This window comes from Coleofasciculus sp. G3-WIS-01, assembly GCF_040223135.1.
Taxonomy (GTDB): Bacteria; Cyanobacteriota; Cyanobacteriia; order Cyanobacteriales; family Coleofasciculaceae; genus Coleofasciculus.
The window spans coordinates 1-22,836 of the sequence record NZ_JAVJZI010000058.1 but is presented as its reverse complement, the minus strand read 5'-3'; the positions used below and the strand labels follow the sequence as shown (position 1 = coordinate 22,836).

The following is a 22,836-nucleotide window of genomic DNA, read 5'->3' as shown; positions in this document are numbered from 1 at the left end:
CCTGTTGAAGTTTAAACTTCATCAAAACGTTTGAAAAAGTAAGCAAAAGATTAAGGAGATATCTCGACGATGAAGACGCCATTGACAGAAGCAGTCGCCGCTGCCGATTCCCAGGGACGTTTCTTAAGCAGCACCGAAATCCAAGTTGCGTTTGGTCGGTTTAAGCAAGCTCAAGCCAGCTTACAAGCAGCTAGAGCCTTAACTGACAAAGCACAAATGCTGATTGATGGTGCAGCTAACGCGGTGTACCAAAAGTTCCCCTACACCACTCAGATGCAGGGACCGAACTACGCTTCTACTCCTGTAGGGAAAGCCAAGTGTTCTCGTGACATCGGTTACTACCTGCGGATGGTAACCTACTGCTTAGTTGCAGGTGGCACAGGTCCGATGGATGAGTACCTGATTGCTGGGATTGATGAAATCAACAGCACCTTTGAACTGTCTCCTAGCTGGTACATTGAAGCCCTCAAGTACATCAAAGCTAACCATGGCTTGTCTGGCGATCCCGCCGTTGAAGCCAATTCCTATCTTGACTATGCGATCAACGCCCTGAGCTAGTTCGATCGTCTTGCCCGGAAAGGCAAGCAGTTGTTAGCTGGCAAGGGTTAGCAATTGTTTGCGTTTCCGGGTATCGTTTTATTCATTTTCAGGGAGGGTTAAGATGACAAGTTTAACGGCAGCAAGGCGATTAGGAATTGCGGCATTTGCTGAGTCTCCAAAAGTGGAGCTGCGTCAAAATTGGACAGAAGATGATTTGCAATTGGTGATCCGATCCGCTTATCTACAAGTCTTCGGAAACGATAACTTGATGGAATTTGAGCGGTTAACCAGTGCTGAATCATTGCTGCGCCATGGCGAAATAACGGTTCGCGATTTTATTAGAACCCTGGGTCAATCGGAACTATACCGGGAAAAGTTTTTCTACTCCACCCCACAAGTGCGATTTATCGAACTGAATTATAAGCACTTTTTGGGACGAGCGCCCTACGACCAGTCAGAGATTGCCTATCATACTGACCTGTATGATCAACAGGGGTATGAGGCGGAGATCAACTCCTACATTGACTCAATGGAGTATCAAGAGAACTTTGGTCAGTCCATTGTTCCCTATCCGATTGGATTTGAAACCCAACGTAGTCAGAAAACCGTCGGGTATAGCCGGATCTTCCAACTATTTGGCGGATTAGGCAGTAGCGATCGCACTCAGCCGGCGGGGAATCGTTCTCGTCTGTTGCGGGAAGTCGCACTGAATACCTCGTCTCCGATCTACGCTGATCGGCAAGGACAAGCGATCGTGGGTACTCAGGGCGGAACTCGCGAGCAGATTTATATCGTGCGGGTGATTCAAATCCCCAAACCCGGACGCATGACCCGAATCCGCCGCAGTCAGACGGAATATTACGTCCCTTACGAGCAGCTTTCCCAAAAGTTACAACAAATCAATAAGATGGGCGGTAAGGTGACGAACATCATACCCGCTTAAAGATAGTACAGATAGTACAGACCAAACTGGCGCGTCTGTACAACCATAAACCGCTCGCAACCAAGCGGACTAACAAAATATTATTGCCTGTGGAAGACGGGCAGCTGCCTGTGGACGCGGAGTAAGACCAATAGAGGGCAACCTTTGGAGGCGTCGGCGGATGAAGCGGGAAATCCCAAAGACGAATAAGACCGTCCTTGTTTTTAAAAGGTTGGAAGCCAAATAAGAGCGAAGCAAGTTGGGGTACTTCACGATTTCAACATTGGCGTTTAATCAGGAGAAATTTAAGTGGCTATTACGACAGCAGCTTCCCGACTAGGGACAGAAGCGTATAGTAATCCAACTCCAGTAGAATTGCGCCCCGATTGGGTTGAATATGACATCCAAGCGGTCATTCGCGCCGTATACCGTCAACTGTTGGGCAATGACTATGTGATGGCGTCTGAACGCTTAACCAGTGCCGAATCATTGCTGCGGAACGGGTATATCAACGTGCGTGAGTTTGTGCGTTGCGTTGCCAAATCAGAACTTTATAAAACCAAGTTTTTCTACGGCAGTTTTCAAACTCGTGTAATTGAACTCAATTACAAGCACCTATTGGGTCGCGCACCTTACGATGAGTCTGAGGTAATTTACCACCTGGATCTGTACGAAACTCAAGGGTACGACGCTGATATTGACTCTTACATCGATAGTGCAGAGTATCAAGAAAACTTCGGCGACTATATCGTTCCTTATTATCGCGGTTTTGCAACTCAAAGGGGTCAGAAAACTGTCGGGTTTACCCGTATGTTCCGACTGTATCGCGGTTATGCCAATAGCGATCGCGCCCAGTTGGAAGGAAGTGACTCGCGTCTGGCGACTGAGTTGGCGCAGAATTTTTCGTCAGCCGTTGTGGGACCATCGGGTGCAAATGAAGGCTGGGCATATCGCCCGTCTGGGAAGGGTGAAACGCCCAGTAAGGCATTAGGGGGTTCTGTCCCTTATGGCACACAAGGCAAAGTTTATCGCATCGAAGTATCGGGCATTATTAATCCCAGATATCCGAAAGTTCGTCGCAGCAGCAAAGCCTTCTTAGTTCCTTATGAGGAACTATCCAACAAACTCCAACAGATTAACCGTCTGGGGGGTAAAGTGGCTAGCATTACACCTGCTTAGTAGAAGAAGGCAGAAGTTGACCTAATTTAGATGGGACTGGGGACTGGAGAGATTAGGACTAGAGAGAAAATAGCGGAAATCGCTATATTATTTCTAATCTCCTAACTCTTGAGACTCTAGTCCCATTGGTATGTCGATTTAGCGGAAAAGTTGAGAATGAAGCCGGATAAAAATAGCTGTTTATCGGTCTAAATCAGAAACTTGGATGATTGATAATTAAATAGTTAAAAAAGGAGAATTGATTACTATGCTAGGTCAAGTAGCAACAAGCAGTGCGGCTAACACTCCATCGGGGAGTCGTTTCTTTACCTATGAAGTCACGGGTTTGCGTCAAAATGAAACCAACGACAAAAATGAATACCCCTTTCGCAAAAGCGGCAGTGTCTTCATTAAAGTGCCTTACAATCGCATGAATGAAGAAATGCGCCGCATTACCCGCATGGGAGGGACAATTGTCAATATTCATCCCGTGAATTCTGGCAGTTAGTTGGCTGATTAAATTAAACTGAAGGCTGGTAAACGGTAAGGGGTAAGGGGTAAAAAAATACTTCATATCTGTTACCGATTACCAGCTAAGAAAGAATAGTGTTGACCTTTCACTTCGCTAGTCGGACATGGTGTGTGATCCTTCGCTTTGTTCAAAGGAACCGGGTTTGTCGGGGCTCTTTTGACTACTATCGTTTCTTACTTAACCCAGATATAACTAAACCCGCCCAGACGAGTGCATGACATAAGACAAATGACATTTGTAACTGAACAATCGAGTGGTGGCGAATCTTTAACAATAGAACAAGCACTCGCGAACCTCAAACAACGGGATGATTTAAGTCTTTGCTATTATGCCGCGTGGTGGCTGGGAAAATTTCGGGTTCGGGAAACTGCTGTAATTGAAGCCTTGATTGTAGCCCTAGAGGAAGAGGCAGATTGCACCGAGGCGGGCGGATACCCCTTGAAACGAAATGCAGCAAGGGCGCTGGGAAAGTTAGGCGATCGCAAAGCCGTTGCGCCTCTGATAAACTGTCTAGACTGTTCGGATTTCTATGTGCGGGAAGCCGCCGCGCAGTCGTTAGGGATGTTAGGTGATCCCGTTTGTATTCCTCAGTTAATGCGGTTATTAGAGGGTGGGATAGAAGTGGGATCACCTGTACCTGGATCACCGCACTTGGCACAACCCTACAATGCACTCATAGAGGCGTTAGGCAGTTTAAGGGCAAAAGACGCGATCGCATTAATTGAACCCTTCCTAGAGCATAATCAAGAACGGATACAGTACGCCGCCACACGAGCCATGTATCAGTTAACCGAAAATCCCGCCTATGGCGATCGCTTAGTGCAAGCCCTGAAGGGGGAAAAGTTACAACTACGACGGGCTGTATTAGCCGATTTAGGGGCGATTGGCTACTTAAAGGCAGCAGATGCGATCGCCCAAACCCTAGCTGAAAATAGTTTAAAGCTCATTTCTCTCAAAGGGTTATTAGAGCATGAAGTGAAAAACTCTGCCAGCGAATCCGTTGAGCTATCAGAAGCAGCCATCCATGTGATTAACCTGATGGATGATTTGCTATAGCCTTATATTAGCCTCGTTCCTAGGCTCTGCCTAGGAATGCTCCTTAGGAGGCTCCGCCTCCCCCTAGTAGCGGCAAAAGCAGGAAGCGATAAAGGGCGAGGATTATGGCTGAAGTTGACACGGATGAAGACTGGCGCCCCTACATAAGTACCTTATACTGATGATAACCTAGGAAACACAATATAACACCTAACGAATGATAGAACTTGATTCTCGCCTTGCGAGAATAACAAATGACAAATGACAAATGACCAAAACCTAATTCAATCCGTTGAACAAGCCGATTCTGCCCCTCGCTTAATCGCCGCCGTGCGAACCTTAGCCAATGCCAAGATAGAAGCGGGGATTCCCACATTAATTGCCGTTCTCAGTTATAACAACCCCGGTGCCGCCGTCGCCGCCGTCGATGGATTAGTGCAATTAGGAGATGTGGCAGTAAAACCATTACTTAAACTGCTTGACGAGTATAACTATGGAGGAAGGGCTTGGGCGATTCGAGCATTAGCCCAACTTGCTGACCCCAGAGCCTTAGAAACCTTACTGAATGCGGCTGAAACTGACTTTGCCCTAAGCGTGCGTCGTGCGGCGGCGAAGGGGTTAGGAAATGTACAATGGTCAAAATTGTCTCCTGAAGAAATTCCCTCAGCCCAAGGGCGAGTGCTGAAAACTCTACAGGTAACATCCTACGATCCCGAATGGGTGGTGCGTTATGCTTCCGTGGTGGGATTGCAAGGATTAGCCACAGCGTTAGCCGAAACACAACCAGATTATTGGCAGCAGATAGTTGCTCATTTTGAGCAACTGATGAAAGATGAGTCAGATTTGGCAGTTTGCACCCGCGTACAATTTGCCTTAGCGCAACTGCAACCGGAAATGGCAGAAGCTGGGTCAACAACTGCAACATCCTTATAATACGAGCATCTTGCTCGCTACCCATTGCCAATTTAAATGAGTGACAGCTTACCCCTAGCTAACAACTATAGCTTTGGCAAGCGCTCCGTTATCCGACTAATTTTCTGAACCACTTCCACAAGGCGATTACCCTCAACATGAACTTCTGGAGTTGGGTAGTGTTGCAACGTCTCGATTAGAGTAATTTTCCCATTCGGTAAAGCCGAACTCATCAAAGCGCCTCGTAAAGACTGGCGATTTGCCCGATTTGTAGGAGTATGAATGACTTGGCTGGTTTGATCCAACAGTAATTCCCCAGGGAGGCTATTGAGTACCCGATGAAGCAGGATTGGATCTACAGCCATCTCTTTTGTCAAAACTTGCCGCAACTCTGCTGGTTCTTTTCCCGCCATTTTTAGATAAGCTTGCAGTGAAGTCGAGAGTTCCCCTGTTTCCGCAAAGGTTGTTAACTCCTCTACCGATACTGTCTCTCGTAAAAATCGGTATTTTAGCACTACCGATTCTGCGGCGTCTGCACGAACACCCCACTGAAACACACCCATAAGTGTGACTAAAGTTAAAATTAAACGCTTTGAAAGTGGTAGATAGTAAGACATTTCTTAAATACCTTTTCCTTTTACTTGAGCTAAGGGTAAAGAAGTAATCTTAATTCTTCTATTCCCCCGGTGGGGATATTTTTAGTTCATGCATCTCTCTAAAGATAGAAAATACTATTTATAACTAAAATCTTTTTCCCCTTTATCATCTTGACAAATAACATTCTATCATATTTACAGCTATCAGGTAGGTGTATACTTGTCTTTAAAAATGTTATTCAACAACTATTCCGGGTCAATATTTATTGGGTTTCGGATAAAAATCTAACTTTTGACAGTTGTGCTGATGGCTACATGTCTTTCAAGTGAATCTTTCAATATGTTATTCTCTATGATCTTAAGCTTAAGCGTGAAGCAGATAAATCCACTTCCTCTAACTAATAATAATTTTTTATGCAGATCTGATTTGTTATAGAACTAAACAAGATCATTCATTAGAATTAGAACTGACAAGGTAGAAGAGATTATTCGTCAAAAGTAAGAATTTAATCTTAATGATTTTATGGTGAGAAAGCCGCAAGTCGATCGTCAGCGGGAGCATCAAGCCAACGAGCGTACATTTTTGGCTTGGCTGCGAACTTCGATTTCTTTAATCGGGTTTGGTTTTGCTATTGCTCGATTTGGCATCTTTTTACGTCAAATTCAAGTAGCAGTGACTCAAGCAGAAGTAGAAATACATCCTCTGTTCAACTCTGAGAACCTGGGAGTAATGCTGGTCGTTTTTGGAATTGTGACAATCGCCTTAGCCGCTTGGCGTTATAATAGGGTGTTTTGGTAAATTGAGCGAGGAGATTATCGACCAAATCGATTGATAATTTGGATGACAACTGGGATAGTCATGGTTCTGGGAGCTCTAAGTCTTCCGTTTGTGTTTTGGCGCAATCAGATACCCACTCCTCCAGCGTCGCCCCCAAACAAGCAACAGTCTCATTACTGAAGAATCACCAAAATTGACAGTGGAAACCCTGATGCGTTGTTAGGTAGTTAGAGGGGAATCGAACGGTGCGATCGCGTCTTCGTGTTACCTTGGCTGTAGGTCAGACTCTATTGCCATCAAAGTGGTTTAAGGTTGGTGCAAGGGATGTGGTCACGAGATCCTATAAATGCACATAAAAACCATAATGTCAAGGATGGGGAGTGAGTTTACAATAAGAAATCCTGAAACCCCTGGCTCTATCAGCACATAAAATAGCACTTCATGGTGGAACAAACTACGCTCTCTTTACCAGAAATCGATAATCAAGTTCCTGCGGTTAATCCTGTCTTTGCCCGCCACGAGACGTTTCATCCTCGGTTTGGCTGGCTGAAGAAGGGTTTTGACAAGGCGACTGAAGATCCAGGAATTTTTTTGCGCGAGGATGCACCGGTACGTTTGGGTGTGGGTAAGAATATGGTGCGCTCGATTCGTTACTGGTGTTCGGCTTTTAAAGTGCTGGACAATGATACTCCTTCAGAATTTGGCAAACAACTGTTGGCGGATAACGCTTGGGATGAGTTTTTAGAAGATCCCGCCTCGCTGTGGCTACTCCATTGGCATCTCCTCAAACCCACCTGCTCGGCGACGGCTTGGTATTTTGCGTTTCATGTCTTTCGCCCAGTTGAATTTTCAGCCGATGATTTATTTGAGGCGCTTTGTGACTATAGAGATAGTCAGGGTAGTCGTATTGTCGATGCTTCACTGAAAAAAGACATCACCTGCATCTTGCGGATGTATGTAGAACCAGATACCAAGACAGGCGTGAGTGAGGATTCCATTGACTGTCCTTTTGCTGAACTCGGCATTATCCAAACCCTAGGGAACTCCAAGCACTACAGGTTTCAAATGGGGGCAAAAGCCCATCTACCAGCCGAGGTTATCGTTGCTGCTTGTTTGGAATTTGCCGCGTTTAAAGGGAATCAGAAAACCATATCGATTGCCAGTCTTACCTTTGATCCAGGTAGCCCTGGTTTGGCGTTCAAGCTGAATGAAAGTGCCATCTGTGACGCCATCGAACAGGTTGAGCGGTTCTCAAAGGATCTCACCCTCTCTGACTCGGCGGGATTGATTCAGTTTTCCTTTAAAAAAGATGCAAAGGAGTTGGCACACGATATCCTAGACAGGTACTACAGTACGAGAAGACGCGGTGGGGCAAAGTAATGAAACGACCACTCTCTGACTATTTCAGCCTCAATCGGCGCTATTCTCGCTCGATTAATTTAGAGCGAGATTTGCAGCAACTCGATGTCCTGGAGGGCTATGTTCCCACCACTCGCTCCGTTGATGCCCTCAGACGAATTTTAGCGGGTTGGCAAGACTCCCAATCCCAGCGGGCTTGGACGTTAACCAGTGTTTATGGTACGGGGAAGTCAGCGTTTGCTCACTTTTTATCGGCTCTATGTGCCAAAGACAACGAGAGGATTAAGCAGCAGGCGCTGGAGATTGCCCGAAACGCTTTGGGCGCTGATAGTGTAGAGTATTGTCGTCTCAAGGAAACGCGAACCAAGCAAGGTTTAGTCAGAGCCGTGGCTACAGCACAGCGAGAACCGATTGGTAATACGGTGATTCGGGCTTTAGCTAGAGGGATTCGGCTGTTTTGGTCATCAGCAGAGATCTCAAAAACTGCCATTGCTGGTCAAGTTTTGGACTGGGAAGCGGCAATTGCTAATGGAGAAACCGTTGACAGCCGAGGGCTTCCTCAGATGGTGCAGGAACTCGCTCAGGCGGCTCAAACGGGTGTCTTTTTAATTATTGATGAGTTAGGCAAAAATCTGGAATTTGCCGCCTATAACGAAGGGGCGGAAGATTTATATTTGTTGCAGCAGTTAACTGAACTGCCCAGAGTTGGGCATTATCCCGTGTATATACTGGGGATACTGCACCAAGCCTTTGCTGAGTATGGTCAGAGATTAGCTAGTGTCCAACGGAACGAATGGGCAAAGATTCAAGGGCGGTTTGAAGATATTCCCTTTACAGAATCGGCTGGACAAATGGTGCGGTTGATTGGTCAAGTTATTGATCAATCCCAGGCAGAAAGTTTTCATGATGCCATCAATAACCAAGCAGAGGAATGGTTGGATGAGCGATGGAAAGACATCGCCATGGCGGAAGAACTGACACCGCAAGTTCTGGGAGCGGTGTATCCGTTACATCCCCTCTCGGCGTTGGTGTTGCCCATGCTATGCGCTAAGTATGGGCAAAATGACCGTTCACTCTTTACGTTTCTCACCAGTTCTGAACCCTATTCATTTAAGAAGTTTTTGGATGAAACAAGGGTGAATGGTGAACCATTGCCAACCCTGAAATTGGATCGGGTTTATGATTACTTCGTAGAAGCCACCGGGTTGGGTTTAGGTTCTCGATTGGGTTTGCAGCGGTGGGTAGAGATTCAGAATTTAATTGCCGATGCTAAACATCTGGATACGGATTCTCTTAGGGTTTTAAAGACCATTGGCTTGCTTAACTTAGTGACAACAACGGGTGCGGTGAAAGCCACTCACGAACTGGTGACGCTGGCAATGTGCGATTCACCTTATGAGGAACAAGAGCCGCAGTATTGGGACGATATTATTGATCGTTTATTAAGACGAAATGTGATTACCCATCGTCGGTTGTTGGATGAACTGCGGCTTTGGGAAGGCTCTGATTTTAATGTTGAGGGCGAAGTGGCGGCGCTGATTGAGCAAGATCGATCGCCTCTGTCTAGTCTTTTGTCACAAACCTATCCCCTAAAGCCGTTAGTAGCGCAACGGCATAGTTATAAAACAGGTACGTTGCGGTATTTTGAGCGACACTATGTTAATGGGACACAGGATTTAGCGCAACTGCGTTGTCAGAGTAAAGATAGCGATGGATTAATTGCTTGTTGGCTGGATGAGGAATTACCCAGTCAACCCCCGGCTTTGACAGCCGATGAGAAGCCGTTAATTGTTTTGTGTGCGAGAAAACTGGGTATTCTGCGAATTAGGGCGCTAGAATTTGCTGCACTTGAGAAAATCCAGAGTAGTGCGGCTCAACTTCAGACGGATGCGGTGGCGAGACGGGAAGTTCAGTATCGGTTATTCGAGACGAAACGATTGCTTGATGAAAGTTTGAGTCAAGCGTTTGATGTAGCGGTGAATCAGAATGTTTGTTGGATTCAGGGGAAACGAGAAACTATCCGCCATGCAACAGACTTTAATGCCAAGTTATCAGATGTTTGTGACAGGGTTTATCCAGAAACACCGATTCTTTGGAATGAGTTGATTAATCGCCGTGAACTCACTTCTCAAGGCGCTAAGGCGAGACGGGAACTAATTGAGGCGATGTTGGAAAATGCCGAGGTAGAAAAATTAGGATTAACGGGGTATGGTCCAGAAGTCGCCATGTATTATTCCTTGCTCGGTGAGACAGGAATTCATCGACAGGAGGAGGACGGTTGGGGGTTCTATCCACCGGGAAAAAATTCAGATGTATGGACGGTTTGGCAGGCAATTGAGGGGTTTAAAACAGCGGCGAATGATCAACAAAAGCCGTTAGATAAACTCTACCAAAAACTAGAATCACCACCATTCGGCGTCAAGCAAGGGTCGATTCCAGTACTGTTAGCGGCAGTTTTGCTGTACCACACCGATGATGTTGGGGTTTATAAAGATGGGACATTTATCCCGATTTTGGGTTCAGAGCATTTTGAGCTATTGGTGAAAGATCCCTCACGCTTTGCGGTTAAGTATTTTGAAGTCGTGGGGTTGCGATCGCGAGTCTTTCAGGAACTCGAAGCGGTGTTGAAATCGCCTCAGTCTCGAATGCCTACGGGAGTCAGGAATGTAACTCTGTTGGCGGTGGCAAAGCCTCTATTTCAGTTTGTGAAAAAGCTACCTGCGTACACGCTGAAAACCAAGCGCCTCAGTTCAGAAGCACAAGCGGTTTTACAAACCTTGAAGCAAGCCCAGGAACCCGATGTATTACTGTTTAAATCCTTACCTGAAGCTTGCGGATTGCCAGCCATTGGTACGAATGAAGTTGACGATGGTAAGACAGCGAAAACCTTACGGAAAAAGTTAGTGCAAGCGCTGCACGAGATTCAGACGGCTTATGACTGCTTACTGAGTGACTGTAAATCACGATTGCACGATGCCTTTGGGATTAGCAGCAATGAAGCTAAATTGCGGGAAGATTTAAGAGTGCGAGCCAGTCGTCTAGTGGGACAATGTGTTGAGAGTATGCTGAAACGTTTCATCGGAGCGGCAGTTGATGAAACCAAAACAGATACCGAATGGTTAGAAGCCCTAGTGATGATTGTGGCAGATAAGCCGGCTGAGTCTTGGAGTGATGAAGATATGACTCAGTTTGAAATTAACCTCTCAGATGTGGCTCGGCGGTTTAAGAATTTGGAAGCGTTGCGGGTAGAAATTGATGCCAAAGGTGGGGGATTTGAGGCACGTAGAATCACAGTAACTCGTCCGGATGGGCAAGAAATTAATCAAATTGTGGGAATTGATCGCGAGTCCCAGGATAGAGTTGAGGAATTGGTGGAAAACGTGCTGAAAATGCTGCCCGATAACAGGCAACTGCGACAAGCTGTTATTGCCAGACTGAATGAGAGAGTGTTTGATTTAGCGTCTGAAACATTGCCTCAAATTGGGGAAAAGCGTCAAAATCGAGGGGACGAAAAAAAAACAGGCTATGCCTAGCTTGTCATTTATGATCCGATAATAATTGTCAACAAACATAAGGGAACAGCAGCCAAGGCTTGGTGCTATGACTACAGTAACAACTCCAGTAGAAAATTCTCCGTTGATGTTGCACCTACATCCAGTGATTAATCTGACAGATGAGCAGTTTTTTGAGTTCTGTCAAATTAATCGCGACTTACGAATTGAACGCACGGCGACAGGAGAATTGCTGATTATGCCCCCCACCGGATCAGACACGGGAAATCGAAATGCTAAGTTGATTGTGCAGTTGGGAATTTGGGCAGAGCGTGACGGAACGGGGATTTATTTCGATTCTAGTACAGGCTTCACGCTTCCTAATGGTGCAAAAGTTTCCCCTGATGCGGCTTGGGTAAAACTAGAACGGTGGAACGCCTTGACTCCTGAGCAACAGAAAACGTTTGCGCCCATCTGTCCTGACTTTGTGGTGGAACTGCGATCGGCTTCTGATAATTTGACACCGCTCAAAACTAAGATGCAGGAGTACATTGATAATGGTGCGCTGTTAGGTTGGTTGATTGACCGAAAAAAGCGACAGGTTTATATTTATCGTCCAGGAGTAGCGGTGGAATGTTTGGATAATCCGGCTACGGTTAGCGGTGAGTCGGTATTACCCGGATTTGTGCTGGATTTAAGCAAAATCTGGTGAGGGTATCTAGGGAGAGCGCTGTACTATTATACCAGGCACGGTTAGAGTCTGTCATTCTGAGTCCTGAGCGAAGCGAAGGAACTGAAGCGGAGTGAAGAATCTCAACAGATGTTTCGCTGCACTCTGTTCGATTCAGTATGACAAAAGCTTAATTTGTGACCATAAACAGTATAGCAACAGCCGCCAAGGATTTTTGCCATGACAATGATTGAAACAACGACTCAAGTAGAAAATTCTCCGTTGGTGTTGCATTTACACCCGATAATTAATCTGACAGATGATCAGTTCTTTGAATTCTGTCAAATTAATCGTGACTTGCGAATTGAACGCACGGCGACAGGAGAATTACTAATTATGCCCCCCACGGGTTCGGACACGGGAAACCGAAATGCTAAGTTGAATCAGCAATTAGCAAATTGGACAGATGCGGATGGTACGGGAATTGAATTTGACTCATCATCTGGTTTTACGCTTCCTAATGGTGCAAAGGTTTCCCCTGATGCGGCTTGGGTAAAATTAGAACGGTGGAACGCCCTGACTCCTGAACAACAGAAAACGTTTGCGCCCATCTGTCCTGACTTTGTGGTGGAACTGCGATCAGCTTCTGATAATTTGACACCGCTTAAAACTAAGATGCAGGAGTATATTGACAATGGGGCGCTGTTAGGTTGGCTAATTGACCGCAAAAAGCGACAGGTTTATATTTATCGTCCAGGAGTAGCGATGGAATGTTTGGATAATCCGGCTACTATTAACCGTGAGTCAGTATTACCCGGATTTGTGCTGGATTTAAGCAAAATTTGGTGAATTTTCAGGACGCGATCGCTAGCATATTGCTCAAATTCTGAAAAAGTATCACAATCGAGAATATGAGCAAACCAGTCAGACGCATTCTCGGTCTATCCGGCGGTAAAGATAGCACAGCCCTGGCAGTCTTACTGCACAAGGAGATTCCAGATATGGAATATTTTTTTTGTGACACTCACAAGGAACTGCAAGAGACCTACGATTATCTTGACCGCATCAAAGCGCGTTTGGGAATCAAAATCCATTACCTCAGTGCCAAGCGTGGGTTTGACCACTGGCTTGATGTCTATGGGGGGGTACTTCCCTCTCCCAAGATGCGTTGGTGTACCAAGCAGATGAAGATTCTCCCGTTAGAGAAGTTTGTGGGTGACGACGAAGCCATCAGTTACATTGGTATCCGGGCTGACGAAAGTCGTGAGGGATACATCTCTACCAAGCCCAATATCAAGCCAGTCTTTCCGTTCAAGGAACGGGGGCTAGTTAAGGCAGATATTATCCGTCTACTTGAGGAAAGCGGAATTGGATTACCAGACTATTATCGATGGCGCAGTCGCTCTGGTTGCTTCTTCTGCTTCTTCCAGCGCAAATACGAATGGGTTAGACTGGCAGAAGAGCATCCCAACTTATTTAACGAGGCGGTTAAATATGAGCAAAACCACAGTGACGGAAGAACTTACACTTGGACGGAGGGAGAGACTCTTTTAGAACTACTCGATCGTAAAGATGAAATCATTGCTCAACATGAGAAGGCAATGGCTAGGGAGAAAAAAGCAGCTCCTAATCGACCATTAGCTGAAGCATTGGAGGCAGTTTTAGATGAGGAAGATGATGAACTACCTTGCTTGGCTTGTAATTTATAAACAAAAATCAAGTTATTATAAACTTATTACCTTATCTGGTGAGTAGATGCAGAGAAAACAGTGGCAATTTCAGGGAGGAATGCAAATTGCAAGAATTCCATCTGTGCCAGGTTTGTATGCTTGGTACTATAGACCACTTGCTAGAGATACTCGTGCGATCAGTAAGACAATTGCCTCATTTCTTGAAGTTCCAGGAGAAATCAAGACAGAAATTCAGATGCGATATGGGATTCGTTTAGTCTCTAAATCTCCCGTGAATGTTGTTTATGGTGCTGAGAGAGAGTCACCTATAGACGTACTTAATGAAGTTATTGATTATGCTGAACAATTTCTGGTTGATTTTTTAAATTCTGATGCAGCGTATTCTTTTACAAGACCTATTTATATTGGCATTGCCAAGGATTTATACACCAGAGTTTACACTCAGCACTATTTGTCTTTAGATGCAATGTGGGATGACAACTCTTCAGTAAGTAAATATTTAAATCTTTTTCCTCATGCTACTGTTCAATCAACAATGGACAAATTAAATCTTTACCACTCCTTTGCTCTAGAAGCCAGGGTAAGAAAGATAGCTCCACGGGACTTAATGGTACATATATTTCCGACAAACTCTTTTCCTTCTGATATTGGTTCGGATTATGATGATCCTAAATTAGAAACGGCTTCTAGACGCGCTCTGGAAAAGCTTCTACAACTTGTCTCAGATCCAATCTGTGGGAGGCGCTAATATGTCATTTAGTTTTGGGGTTCAAAAAGACCCAATTTATGGAACTTACGGGGAGTTTGCTATCGGTTCTGAAGAGAATCGTGTACGCGCTCAATTTTTATTAACAAAAATGAAACCAGGCTCTGAGGGAAGCTGGGAAAATGCCCTAGCCTCTCAAATGGTGCCGTGGCGTGAAGTCTTCAATATTGAGGAATTAACCTTTGATGAGCTTCTACAGCGTGACCTTGATGATTCTCGTGTTGCTCACGATCTCATCCCCTATTTGTTAGGAGAGTCAGGTGCTTTTGCTAGATTTTTTCCACCGATCTTAGCTGTTCTCGCTCCCAAAAAATCAGAAATTACTGGAATACAGTCTTATTATCCGCAGCCCAAAAACCAAAGTGAATATTTGATCAGCTTTGGTGATTTATTTGATTTTGAAAAAGCCGTAATTGAAAATCAAATTAGTCCTCTGGGATTAATCAGATATAATCGACAAAAAACTGCCTTCATTATCGTAGATGGACAACATCGGGCTATGGCAGTTCTAGCTTTACACCGACAGATTAATGACAGTTGGTCTGGAAACAGTTATGCGGCTTTTTACAATCATCTTTCCTTAAAGGAAAACCAAATAAAAAATATTGAGTTACCTATCTGTATTGTTTTCTTCCCCGATTTACATGACGGTAATGAATACTACAAACAGAAAGGCATCGATCTCAAGGCAGTCTGCCGAGAAATATTTTTGGTTGTCAATAAGAATGCTAAACCCGTTAGTCAATCACGGGAACTCCTCCTAGATGACGAAGACTTTTCAGCAAGGATGATGCGAGAAACATTGTCCAAACTCAAAGGTCGTGGTGAATCAGAATCTTCAGTGGCTCGAATTTACTCTTTTGCATTTGGTGATGCCGTCTCCGAAGCTCAACACCGAAAAACTGAAGTTGTCGCCGGTCAACTTGAATATACATCTGCGGTAGCTTTACATAAAATGCATGCCGCCGCGTCTTTTGGTGTACCAGCAGCTTTCAACCTAGAACAAACACAAGATATAACGGACGGCAGAAGAACACAAAATTCAGATCGTCCAGCTTCAATTCTTATTGGAACCTCACTGGAAAAATGGTCTTCCTTGTCCCGCCGCTCGGGAAAATACTATCCTCCTGATGAAGTTCAACAAGCTGTCCAACTTTTAGCAGAAGTTACAGATTTGGTAATGCTGCCACTTTTTGACAGGTTCAAACCTTTTGCAGCACACAACTCGGAAATGAGAGCGTTACGCACTCGCTTATTAGATCCGGTATTAAGAGGAGATCCGATACAGCGAAAGTGCTACAGTCTTTTATTTGAAGGCACTAACGCCAGAAACGTTTTTGAAGAACACATTAAGCGTCTTCGTGAACGGGAAGCAAAGCTTATTCAAGAAGGACAATCGGCTAACGATTACATCACCAATCAGCTTGAGGACGCCCTTGCTACCGCTTCTGCTCTTAATCAACGAGAAGACGAGATAAAAGCTCGAAGAGCGGCGAGGATTTTTAGTATTGACTATGACAAATTCTTCTCGACGGAAGGGAATGAATCAGACAGAAGAGAGTTACTTAACTGTGCCAAGTGGATTTTTGATACAGTTTCCACCCAAGCCTTCCAGCTTGGCTATTTAATGACTGTTCATTCTGTTGTTGAGTTGCTCCTCGAAGCTGAAGTAAACACACCCTACGATAAACGCTGTCAGGTTATTGAATTTGTCTCCAATCTCTATATCGATTCACTAAATGCCTATTTTTCTTCTGGTTCGGATACAGAACATCGCATTCTGACAGGTTTGGTTAAGGAGCCAAGAGCTAGAGTATTTGACCCTAATCAATTAAGTCTGCGAGGACTTCTGGCGCAGAGCGTTAAAGAACTCAATGAAAGACAATGGATCTTCTTTCGCTATGCAATTTTAGAAATTGTTCACTCAAAGTATGCTTACAAAGTCCTCCTAGATAGACTAAACACATCCGGTGAAACATCATTGGCAAAAGCCTACAGAGATTATTTACCGAATCTAATTGATAGCATACTCCAACTTAGAGAGGAATATATAGAATCTGCTGTCAATACAACACTAAATTCAGCAGAATTTAAGCAGGAACTGCAACTTCTTCGAGCTAGGTTACTGGGTGAACGCAAACCAGAAGATGAAATTGATGAAATTGTCAAGCAACGATGTGAGTCAGAAAAAACCGAGGTACGTGAAAAGTGTAAGCAGAATATCTCTGCTAGTCTCGGAGAGTTTGCTAAAACAGATAAAATCTTAAACCGTCTATTAGCTTCTCCAGCCGATGAAACTGAAGGAGGAATCTTAAATGAATAACTTTAAACTGGAGTTTAGACTACGATGGTGATAATAGGACACGGCAATGCCGTGTCCCTACCACAGCTTAGGGATAATTGATTTGGTAGGGGCACGATACTATCGTGCCCTGATCTAGATTTTAGTGGCGGGTACACCTAATTTTGTGGATGACGCTTACACCCGGAAACCGTAGGGGCGCACCGACGTGCGCCCGATTTAACCGTAAAATCTATTCCACCATTTTAGCTGTGTCACACTATTATCGTGCGTTAGCATTCTGGGTAACTCATCGAATCAACTGCCTTATCGCAAACCACTCAACTTCAGTTTTTCCACGACTCATCTAGGGCAAAATCACGGATATTTTTCAGCACAAAGCATCTATTTTCTCTAACTAAATCCCCCGTACAAACTACTGGTAAGCGTTCTTGATAAGCTTTAACGGCTAAAGGATAGTTTGCTGCTGTTAAATCAAACTGAATTTTACGGAACTTCCCGACAGCACACCCCATCAAGATCACGCTTTCAGCTTCACCCAATTTGTCCAACTGAGTAATAATTCCCTGAATTTGAATATTGGTAACTTGAGTGACCAAATCGCCTAAGATTTGAAAGTAAGAACGATTTTCCACAAGTTCTAGCGTTTGCACCACCTCATAAAGACGTAACGCAAAACCAGGAATTTCAGGCTTCAACGGTAAAATTATCTCAAATTCTGCCTCGGAGTGCGCTGGTAATGTCCAAATCGAAGCTTTCTCTTCCATCCGATTTTGTTCATGCCAACCATGAGATTGTAGATACTTAGCAACTTCTGTCGGTTGTATACCCAGTAGTAAATCAACATTTTGAATCGTTGGTTTCATAACGTTTCTCCTTTTCCCAGACTGTCCATAATCCTTTTTAGGGCATCAGCAGTAAAAACATTTTGGCGTGGAATTGAAACAGTGACAGACGTTTGATTAGGTCTAGCAGGCTGACCTTTCAGTGACACCCAGTAACCGCATCGTCTCAAACACAGTTCCATATCCGACTGATGCAACCAATCAGCGGGGTTTTCTGGAACTAAAACTACAACTAAAATTCGGGTATTGTAGGGTTCATCGTATCTTAAATCATCATAGTTTTTCACGCTGAGAGGATACTTAATACCCTCTACCCAGTTATCAGAGTATTTTACCTAAATCTTGTCCCTAAGCAATGAACTCTCAACTATTGTTGGCTGAGGCGAAACCTGTCACCTGCGCCAGTTGGAAATGACAGAATATGAAGATGCGATTCTACCCATTTATCAGCGTATTCTACCCGAATTTCGTGTGAACCTGTGTCCAGTTATCCCGAATTGAATCATGCCCCTATCCCAACCGTCTAGCCAATCCCGCCCCATATACCTCGATTACCACTCCACCACCCCCACTGACCCCAGAGTGGCAAGCCAAATGCTACACTACATGACTACCGCCTTTGGTAACGCTAGCAGCATTGACCATACTTATGGAGATGAAGCCGAACAAGCTGTCTCCCAAGCTGCAACTCATATCGCTAAATTAATCGGATCATCTGCTAAAGAAATTATCTTCACCTCTGGCGCAACTGAAAGCATTAACCTCGCCCTGCAAGGATTCGTCAGATTACACCATAGTAATACCTCAAAAATACCCCGCCTTGCTGTTTCCCCAGTGGAACATAAAGCCGTTTTAGACACCTGCAATACCCTCGCAAAAAAAGGTTTAGCCGAAATCATTAATCTCCAGGTTGACTCCAAAGGTAGACTTGAGTTGGATGATCTGGAAAATCTCTGTAAAAACGGCATTTCCTTGCTGTGCATTATGGCAGCCAATAACGAAATTGGCACAATTTATCCCATCCAAAACATCGGACAAATTGCCCAAACCTACAGAATTCCCTTCCTCTGTGATGCATCCCAAGCTGTCGGAAAAATCCCGATCAATTTTCAAGACTGGGGGATCACCTACCTCGCCATCTCCGCCCATAAACTCTATGGACCCAAAGGTTCAGGCGCATTAGTGGTGCGAAAAAAATATCCCCTAGAACCGATTCTCTGGGGTGGAGGTCATCAGAAAGGTATGCGATCGGGTACACTCAATGTTCCGGGTATTGTCGGTTTAGGCGAAGCCTGTCGCCTGCGTCAGTTAGAAATGACAGAAGATGAAACCGCGATCGCATCCTCTAGAGACAAACTCCAAACCCTTCTGCAAGACAGCATTCCCGGCGTTGTCATTAATGGCGATACCACGAACCGCCTGGCTGGGAATCTCCACATTTCCATTCCCGATATTCCCAATAGTGCAGTTATTGCCAGAATCCGTTCCCAACTCGCCATCTCCACAGGTTCCGCCTGTACGTCGGGGGTAGAGACACCGTCTCATGTGCTGCGAGCAATAAAGTTATCGGATAATTTAATAGACGGAGCATTGCGTATCGGTTTGGGTAAATTTACCACAGATACAGAAATTAGTCAAGCCGCTGTAATTTTGTCAACAGCCGTCAGCCAAATTCGTCAAGTTATTAATTTCTAGATGAGAGAATCGGGGCGGGTTTAGTTATAGCAAGCGCCATAGCGGTTAGGACACATCATTTATGTAGAGACGCGCCATGGCGCGTCTCTACAATGGTGCCTTTGTCCTAATCGATGTGTCTACTGCTATACTTATGGGTGAGGTCAAAAATGATAGTAGTGAAAAGAGCCCCTACACCCTATCACTGATTCCCGATCAGCCAATAGGTTTTCATCTCCCCACGCCCTTTAACCGCGATCGCACCCCGTTCCTGAAACTGGAATTTGTCCTGTAATCTCTGGTATGTCGCCTCCGTGACTTGTATTTTTCCCGGTTCTCCCGACGATTCCATCCGTGAGGCGACATTCACCGCATCTCCCCACAAATCATAGATAAACTTTCTAATCCCAATCACCCCCGCCACCACTGATCCAGTATTAATCCCAATGCGAATTTGCAACGATTCACTGTGTTGTGCTTGAAACTGAGTCATAGCTTGCTGCATACCCAACGCCATCTGCGCGATCGCATCTGCATGATCCGCCCTTGGCTGTGGTAATCCCCCAACTACCATATACGCATCACCAATGGTTTTAATTTTCTCCACACCATGACGTTCGGCTAACTGGTCAAACGTGGAAAACATTTGATTAAGTAAATTAACTAATTCAATCGGTTGTAAACGCGCCGATAGCGGCGTAAATCCGACAATATCCGCAAACAAAATCGTCACATCATCAAAATGTTCAGCAATCGCTGATTGGTCTTGTTTCAGCCGTTCGGCAATCAGTTCCGGCAAAATATTCAGTAATAATTGTTCTGACTTTTCTTGTTCTAACCGCAACGCCACCTCTGCCTGTTTGCGATCAGTAATATCACGCGCCACCCAAATCACCGAATCATCGGAAAGTGGTGACAAATTAGCAGCAAACCAAATCTCCTCTCCTGCCAAGTTTATACAATACTCAATATTCACCGTAGATTGAGTCAACAAAGCATCTCGAATGCTATTGAGAATAAAATTAACCTGAGTGGAATCAAAATAATCCAACAGAGTTGTCCCCAATAAATCTCCCGGAGATTTACACCACTTTCCTTTATTGGTTGGTGCGACCTTCAGACAACGACCCGACGCATCAACCACGAGTACCATATCCGTCATCGCGGCAAAAAGTGCCTTCATTTCCGCCTCGGCTTTCTTCTGCTGCATAACTGGACCTAACTGCGCCGATACGACAGACACTAACTCAATCCAATGCTCATCCTTTTGGTGTTCTTCTGCCATAAAAAACAGCAAAACCGCTAAAACAGGCGCAGATTTTTGAGAGGTCGCCGGGGCAACGATGGGTACAGCAAAGGCTGATTTTAAACCACATTCACTTGCCAGTTTGAGTCGCCAGAAAATATCATCAGATTCTGTAGCAATATCACTAATCCATTCTGGTTGACCATGACACCAAACTCGTCCTGGTATTTCTTCTTCGGGTAAAAAGGTTAGGGCTTCACTATACTCTCGGAATTCTTTGAGGACAACTGCATCCTCTGGAGCAAGTCCCCTCTGTTTGCAATACCAACGACGGCTACATTCTAATGCCATGCCATCCGTCGCCGGAATCCAGACTTCGCCATAAATCCAGCCCGTAGTTTGGCACACTTGATGCAGGGCAATTTCTAAGGCGGCTTGAAAATCAGGGGCGGCATTAATCGCTTGACTAATTGTGAGCAGAAGTTCAACTCGTTGTTCAGCATGTTTGCGTTCGGTGATATCATTAATCACCGCCAGAATGCAATCTTGTTCACCAATTGTAATCAATTCTGCTGATAATAATCCAGTTCTCACTTGACCAGTTTTGGTATGAAAATTAAACTCTTGATTCCGAATAGCGCTTGTCTCTCGTAATCGTTGACGGATTCGGGTTCGTTCTGCTGGATCAACCCAAAAATTGAGTTCAATTGAGGTATGATTGATCACGTCCTCTATGTTATAGTCGGTAATCTTGAGAAAGCTTTCATTCACCTCAATAAACTTGCCCTCAGCCAGGGTAGTAATCGTAATCGGATTTGGGGATGAGCGAAAGGCGAGAGCAAACTTTTCTTCAGACAAACGTAAGGCGGCGGTTCGTTGCTCAACTCGTGACTCTAACTCGGCTTTATTTTTTTCTAGGGCGGTAAAGAAGGAGTACAACTGTTGACTCATTTGGTTAAAGGATTGAGCCAAAACTTCGAGTTCATTCACCTGAACCGGGATTTTGCCATCAATTTTTACCTGTTGGTCAAATTTCCCCTGGGCAATTTCCGCCGCCGCTATACTTAACTGGGTAATCGGCTGGGTAATCCGTCTGGCGGTGAGGATTCCTAACAGGGTTGCCACAACGAACGCCGCGAAGCATAAACTAATAGTTAGGCGGGTATTATCATGGATTTGTTCCATGAAATCAGCTTCCGGTATCACCACCACAATCAGCCAATCTAAGCCACGAGCATCATTGAAGGGGGTGACTTGTAAATAGTAGCGATCGCGGTTTAGTTTAAAGGTTAACTGTTGGCTTTGATTAATTTGGTTTAAGGCGTCAACGCTTTGGCTTAAATACTGGGCTGTTGCTTGAATTAAGGGATCATGGCTATTAGTAGCAAGTAGGCGTTGGGTTTTATCGCCATCACGAATAAATCGCTGTTCTGATGTGGAACTAGCAACCAGTAATCCTGATCGTTCAATAATAAAGGCTTGTCCTGTTTGACCAATTCTTAAGTCGTTGAGAAATTTACTAATCTCAGACAGTAAGATATCGGTGCCAACTACCCCTAATAGTTTACCCTTGTCGTTGTATACTGGCTCAGCTAGGGTAATCCCTAACCGAGAATGACTAAACATGACATAGATAGGACTCCAAAGGGTTTTACCTTCAAAGGCAGCGTTTTTATACCAGGGACGAATGCGAGGGTCATAATTGGCGCGGATATCTAACAGTTGGTTACGATTTCCTTGACTGTCGGTTGTGTAAGTCTGAAAGTTATAGTTGGTTGAGGCGTCAGCGACTTTAATCACAACTTTGTCATCTCCGGTATAGCCTGCCCCAATGTATTCCCCTTGCTCGCTGCCGAACTGAATGGTATTAATAGACTGGGAAAACTGCAACAGTTGCCACAAATAACGTTCACTAGGCTGATCCTGAGTCTGCACCTGACCCCGACGCACCGCATTCCCAAGAACATGGTTGACCAGATGGGGCGTTTCGATGTAACTATCAATATGTTGGAGGATGCGATCGCTAACCTCGGTCTGCAACTGGGTAACCAGATTGTTAACTGCCTGTTGTCCGTTGCGAAAGGAGAGATATCCAGTCAACCCCACAGCCGCTAAGATCTGGAGGATAAAGGGTTAGAAGCTGCCACTAAATATCTAGACACTTCTGGACATTTCTTTCTGATTGGGTAATAATAGTCAGGTACTCTATATCAGTAACGATATGGAAGCACCAGAAGTGACACTTAGTATAGGAGATGCAGCAAAAGAGTTAGGCATCTCAATCAAGACACTAAGGAGGTGGGCAGACTCCGGAAAAAT

General features: G+C 44.8%; 18 protein-coding genes and 3 pseudogenes. 16 read left to right on the top strand and 5 right to left on the bottom strand.

All coding sequences use genetic code 11. The features are described from left to right. The first annotated feature begins 69 nt into the window (after nucleotides 1-69). The 6 genes from cpcA to RIM23_RS05960 all read left to right on the top strand — a co-directional run bounded on the left by cpcA (nucleotide 70) and on the right by RIM23_RS05960 (nucleotide 5,120). Nucleotides 70-558 carry a phycocyanin subunit alpha gene (cpcA, locus tag RIM23_RS05985; protein ID WP_446338766.1) on the top strand — a complete coding sequence of 163 codons (489 nt, stop codon included), beginning with the start codon at nucleotides 70-72 and terminating at the stop codon, nucleotides 556-558. A gap of 103 nt (nucleotides 559-661) precedes the next feature. Continuing rightward, nucleotides 662-1,483, top strand: coding sequence for a phycobilisome rod-core linker polypeptide (locus tag RIM23_RS05980; RefSeq protein WP_446365317.1), 822 nt, complete (start codon nucleotides 662-664; stop codon nucleotides 1,481-1,483). A gap of 288 nt (nucleotides 1,484-1,771) precedes the next feature. After that, complete coding sequence (locus RIM23_RS05975) at nucleotides 1,772-2,641, top strand: phycobilisome rod-core linker polypeptide (protein WP_446365315.1); 870 nt, start codon at nucleotides 1,772-1,774, stop codon at nucleotides 2,639-2,641. A 247-nt stretch (nucleotides 2,642-2,888) separates the two neighbouring features. Further along, a complete protein-coding gene (locus tag RIM23_RS05970; RefSeq protein WP_446365313.1) occupies nucleotides 2,889-3,128 on the top strand; it encodes a phycobilisome linker polypeptide in 240 nt (79 codons plus the stop codon). Nucleotides 3,129-3,380: 252 nt separating this feature from the next. Further along, nucleotides 3,381-4,208 (top strand): HEAT repeat domain-containing protein, encoded by an 828-nt coding sequence (locus RIM23_RS05965; protein WP_446365311.1) that lies wholly within the window; start codon nucleotides 3,381-3,383, stop codon nucleotides 4,206-4,208. A gap of 240 nt (nucleotides 4,209-4,448) precedes the next feature. Next, nucleotides 4,449-5,120, top strand: a complete 672-nt coding sequence (locus RIM23_RS05960) for a HEAT repeat domain-containing protein (RefSeq protein ID WP_446365309.1) — start codon at nucleotides 4,449-4,451, stop codon at nucleotides 5,118-5,120. 65 nt (nucleotides 5,121-5,185) lie between these two features. Here RIM23_RS05960 and RIM23_RS05955 read toward each other — a convergent pair whose 3' ends face one another. Next, entirely contained in the window at nucleotides 5,186-5,716 is a 531-nt protein-coding gene (locus tag RIM23_RS05955; protein ID WP_446365307.1) for an alpha/beta hydrolase, read from the bottom strand. Between the two features lie 502 nt (nucleotides 5,717-6,218). On the opposite strand from RIM23_RS05955, the pseudogene RIM23_RS05950 reads away from it, so the two are divergent. From RIM23_RS05950 to RIM23_RS05915, 8 genes and pseudogenes are all read left to right on the top strand, one after another. Continuing rightward, nucleotides 6,219-6,653: pseudogene (locus tag RIM23_RS05950) on the top strand (YidH family protein). Between the two features lie 261 nt (nucleotides 6,654-6,914). After that, nucleotides 6,915-7,853 carry a DUF4007 family protein gene (locus tag RIM23_RS05945; RefSeq protein ID WP_446365305.1) on the top strand — a complete coding sequence of 313 codons (939 nt, stop codon included), beginning with the start codon at nucleotides 6,915-6,917 and terminating at the stop codon, nucleotides 7,851-7,853. Then, on the top strand, nucleotides 7,853-11,365 hold the full coding sequence (locus RIM23_RS05940; protein ID WP_446365303.1) for a hypothetical protein: 3,513 nt from the start codon (nucleotides 7,853-7,855) through the stop codon (nucleotides 11,363-11,365). Before RIM23_RS05945 ends, RIM23_RS05940 begins: the two co-directional genes overlap by 1 nt. A gap of 67 nt (nucleotides 11,366-11,432) precedes the next feature. Next, complete coding sequence (locus RIM23_RS05935; protein ID WP_446365301.1) at nucleotides 11,433-12,035, top strand: Uma2 family endonuclease; 603 nt, start codon at nucleotides 11,433-11,435, stop codon at nucleotides 12,033-12,035. Between the two features lie 204 nt (nucleotides 12,036-12,239). Continuing rightward, the gene (locus RIM23_RS05930; RefSeq protein WP_446365331.1) at nucleotides 12,240-12,842 is read left to right on the top strand and encodes a Uma2 family endonuclease; all 603 of its coding nucleotides are present in this window, start codon (nucleotides 12,240-12,242) and stop codon (nucleotides 12,840-12,842) included. Between the two features lie 62 nt (nucleotides 12,843-12,904). Further along, a complete protein-coding gene (locus tag RIM23_RS05925; RefSeq protein ID WP_446365299.1) occupies nucleotides 12,905-13,702 on the top strand; it encodes a phosphoadenosine phosphosulfate reductase family protein in 798 nt (265 codons plus the stop codon). Nucleotides 13,703-13,748: 46 nt separating this feature from the next. Further along, a complete protein-coding gene (locus tag RIM23_RS05920) occupies nucleotides 13,749-14,432 on the top strand; it encodes a hypothetical protein (RefSeq protein ID WP_446365297.1) in 684 nt (227 codons plus the stop codon). A gap of 1 nt (nucleotide 14,433) precedes the next feature. Next, nucleotides 14,434-16,773 carry a DNA sulfur modification protein DndB gene (locus tag RIM23_RS05915; RefSeq protein ID WP_446365295.1) on the top strand — a complete coding sequence of 780 codons (2,340 nt, stop codon included), beginning with the start codon at nucleotides 14,434-14,436 and terminating at the stop codon, nucleotides 16,771-16,773. Between the two features lie 305 nt (nucleotides 16,774-17,078). Here RIM23_RS05915 and RIM23_RS05910 read toward each other — a convergent pair whose 3' ends face one another. Both RIM23_RS05910 and RIM23_RS05905 read right to left on the bottom strand, forming a co-directional pair. Continuing rightward, nucleotides 17,079-17,618 (bottom strand): hypothetical protein, encoded by a 540-nt coding sequence (locus RIM23_RS05910; RefSeq protein ID WP_446365293.1) that lies wholly within the window; start codon nucleotides 17,616-17,618, stop codon nucleotides 17,079-17,081. Continuing rightward, nucleotides 17,615-17,908 (bottom strand): annotated as a pseudogene (locus RIM23_RS05905) (DUF4365 domain-containing protein); the annotation flags it as partial. The gene RIM23_RS05910 and the pseudogene RIM23_RS05905, both read right to left, overlap by 4 nt. Nucleotides 17,909-18,101: 193 nt before the next feature. Between RIM23_RS05905 and RIM23_RS05900 the strand changes: the two are divergent. After that, nucleotides 18,102-19,292, top strand: coding sequence for a cysteine desulfurase family protein (locus RIM23_RS05900; RefSeq protein WP_446365291.1), 1,191 nt, complete (start codon nucleotides 18,102-18,104; stop codon nucleotides 19,290-19,292). A 181-nt stretch (nucleotides 19,293-19,473) separates the two neighbouring features. On the opposite strand, the gene RIM23_RS05895 is transcribed toward RIM23_RS05900, so the two are convergent. Further along, nucleotides 19,474-21,702, bottom strand: coding sequence for an adenylate/guanylate cyclase domain-containing protein (locus tag RIM23_RS05895; protein ID WP_446365329.1), 2,229 nt, complete (start codon nucleotides 21,700-21,702; stop codon nucleotides 19,474-19,476). Beyond that, a pseudogene (locus RIM23_RS05890) lies at nucleotides 21,700-22,623 on the bottom strand (cache domain-containing protein); the annotation flags it as partial. The gene RIM23_RS05895 and the pseudogene RIM23_RS05890, both read right to left, overlap by 3 nt. A 115-nt stretch (nucleotides 22,624-22,738) precedes the next feature. Between RIM23_RS05890 and RIM23_RS05885 the strand changes: the two are divergent. Next, the coding region (locus RIM23_RS05885; protein ID WP_446365327.1) for a MerR family DNA-binding transcriptional regulator at nucleotides 22,739-22,836 on the top strand (98 nt) is incomplete at its 3' end.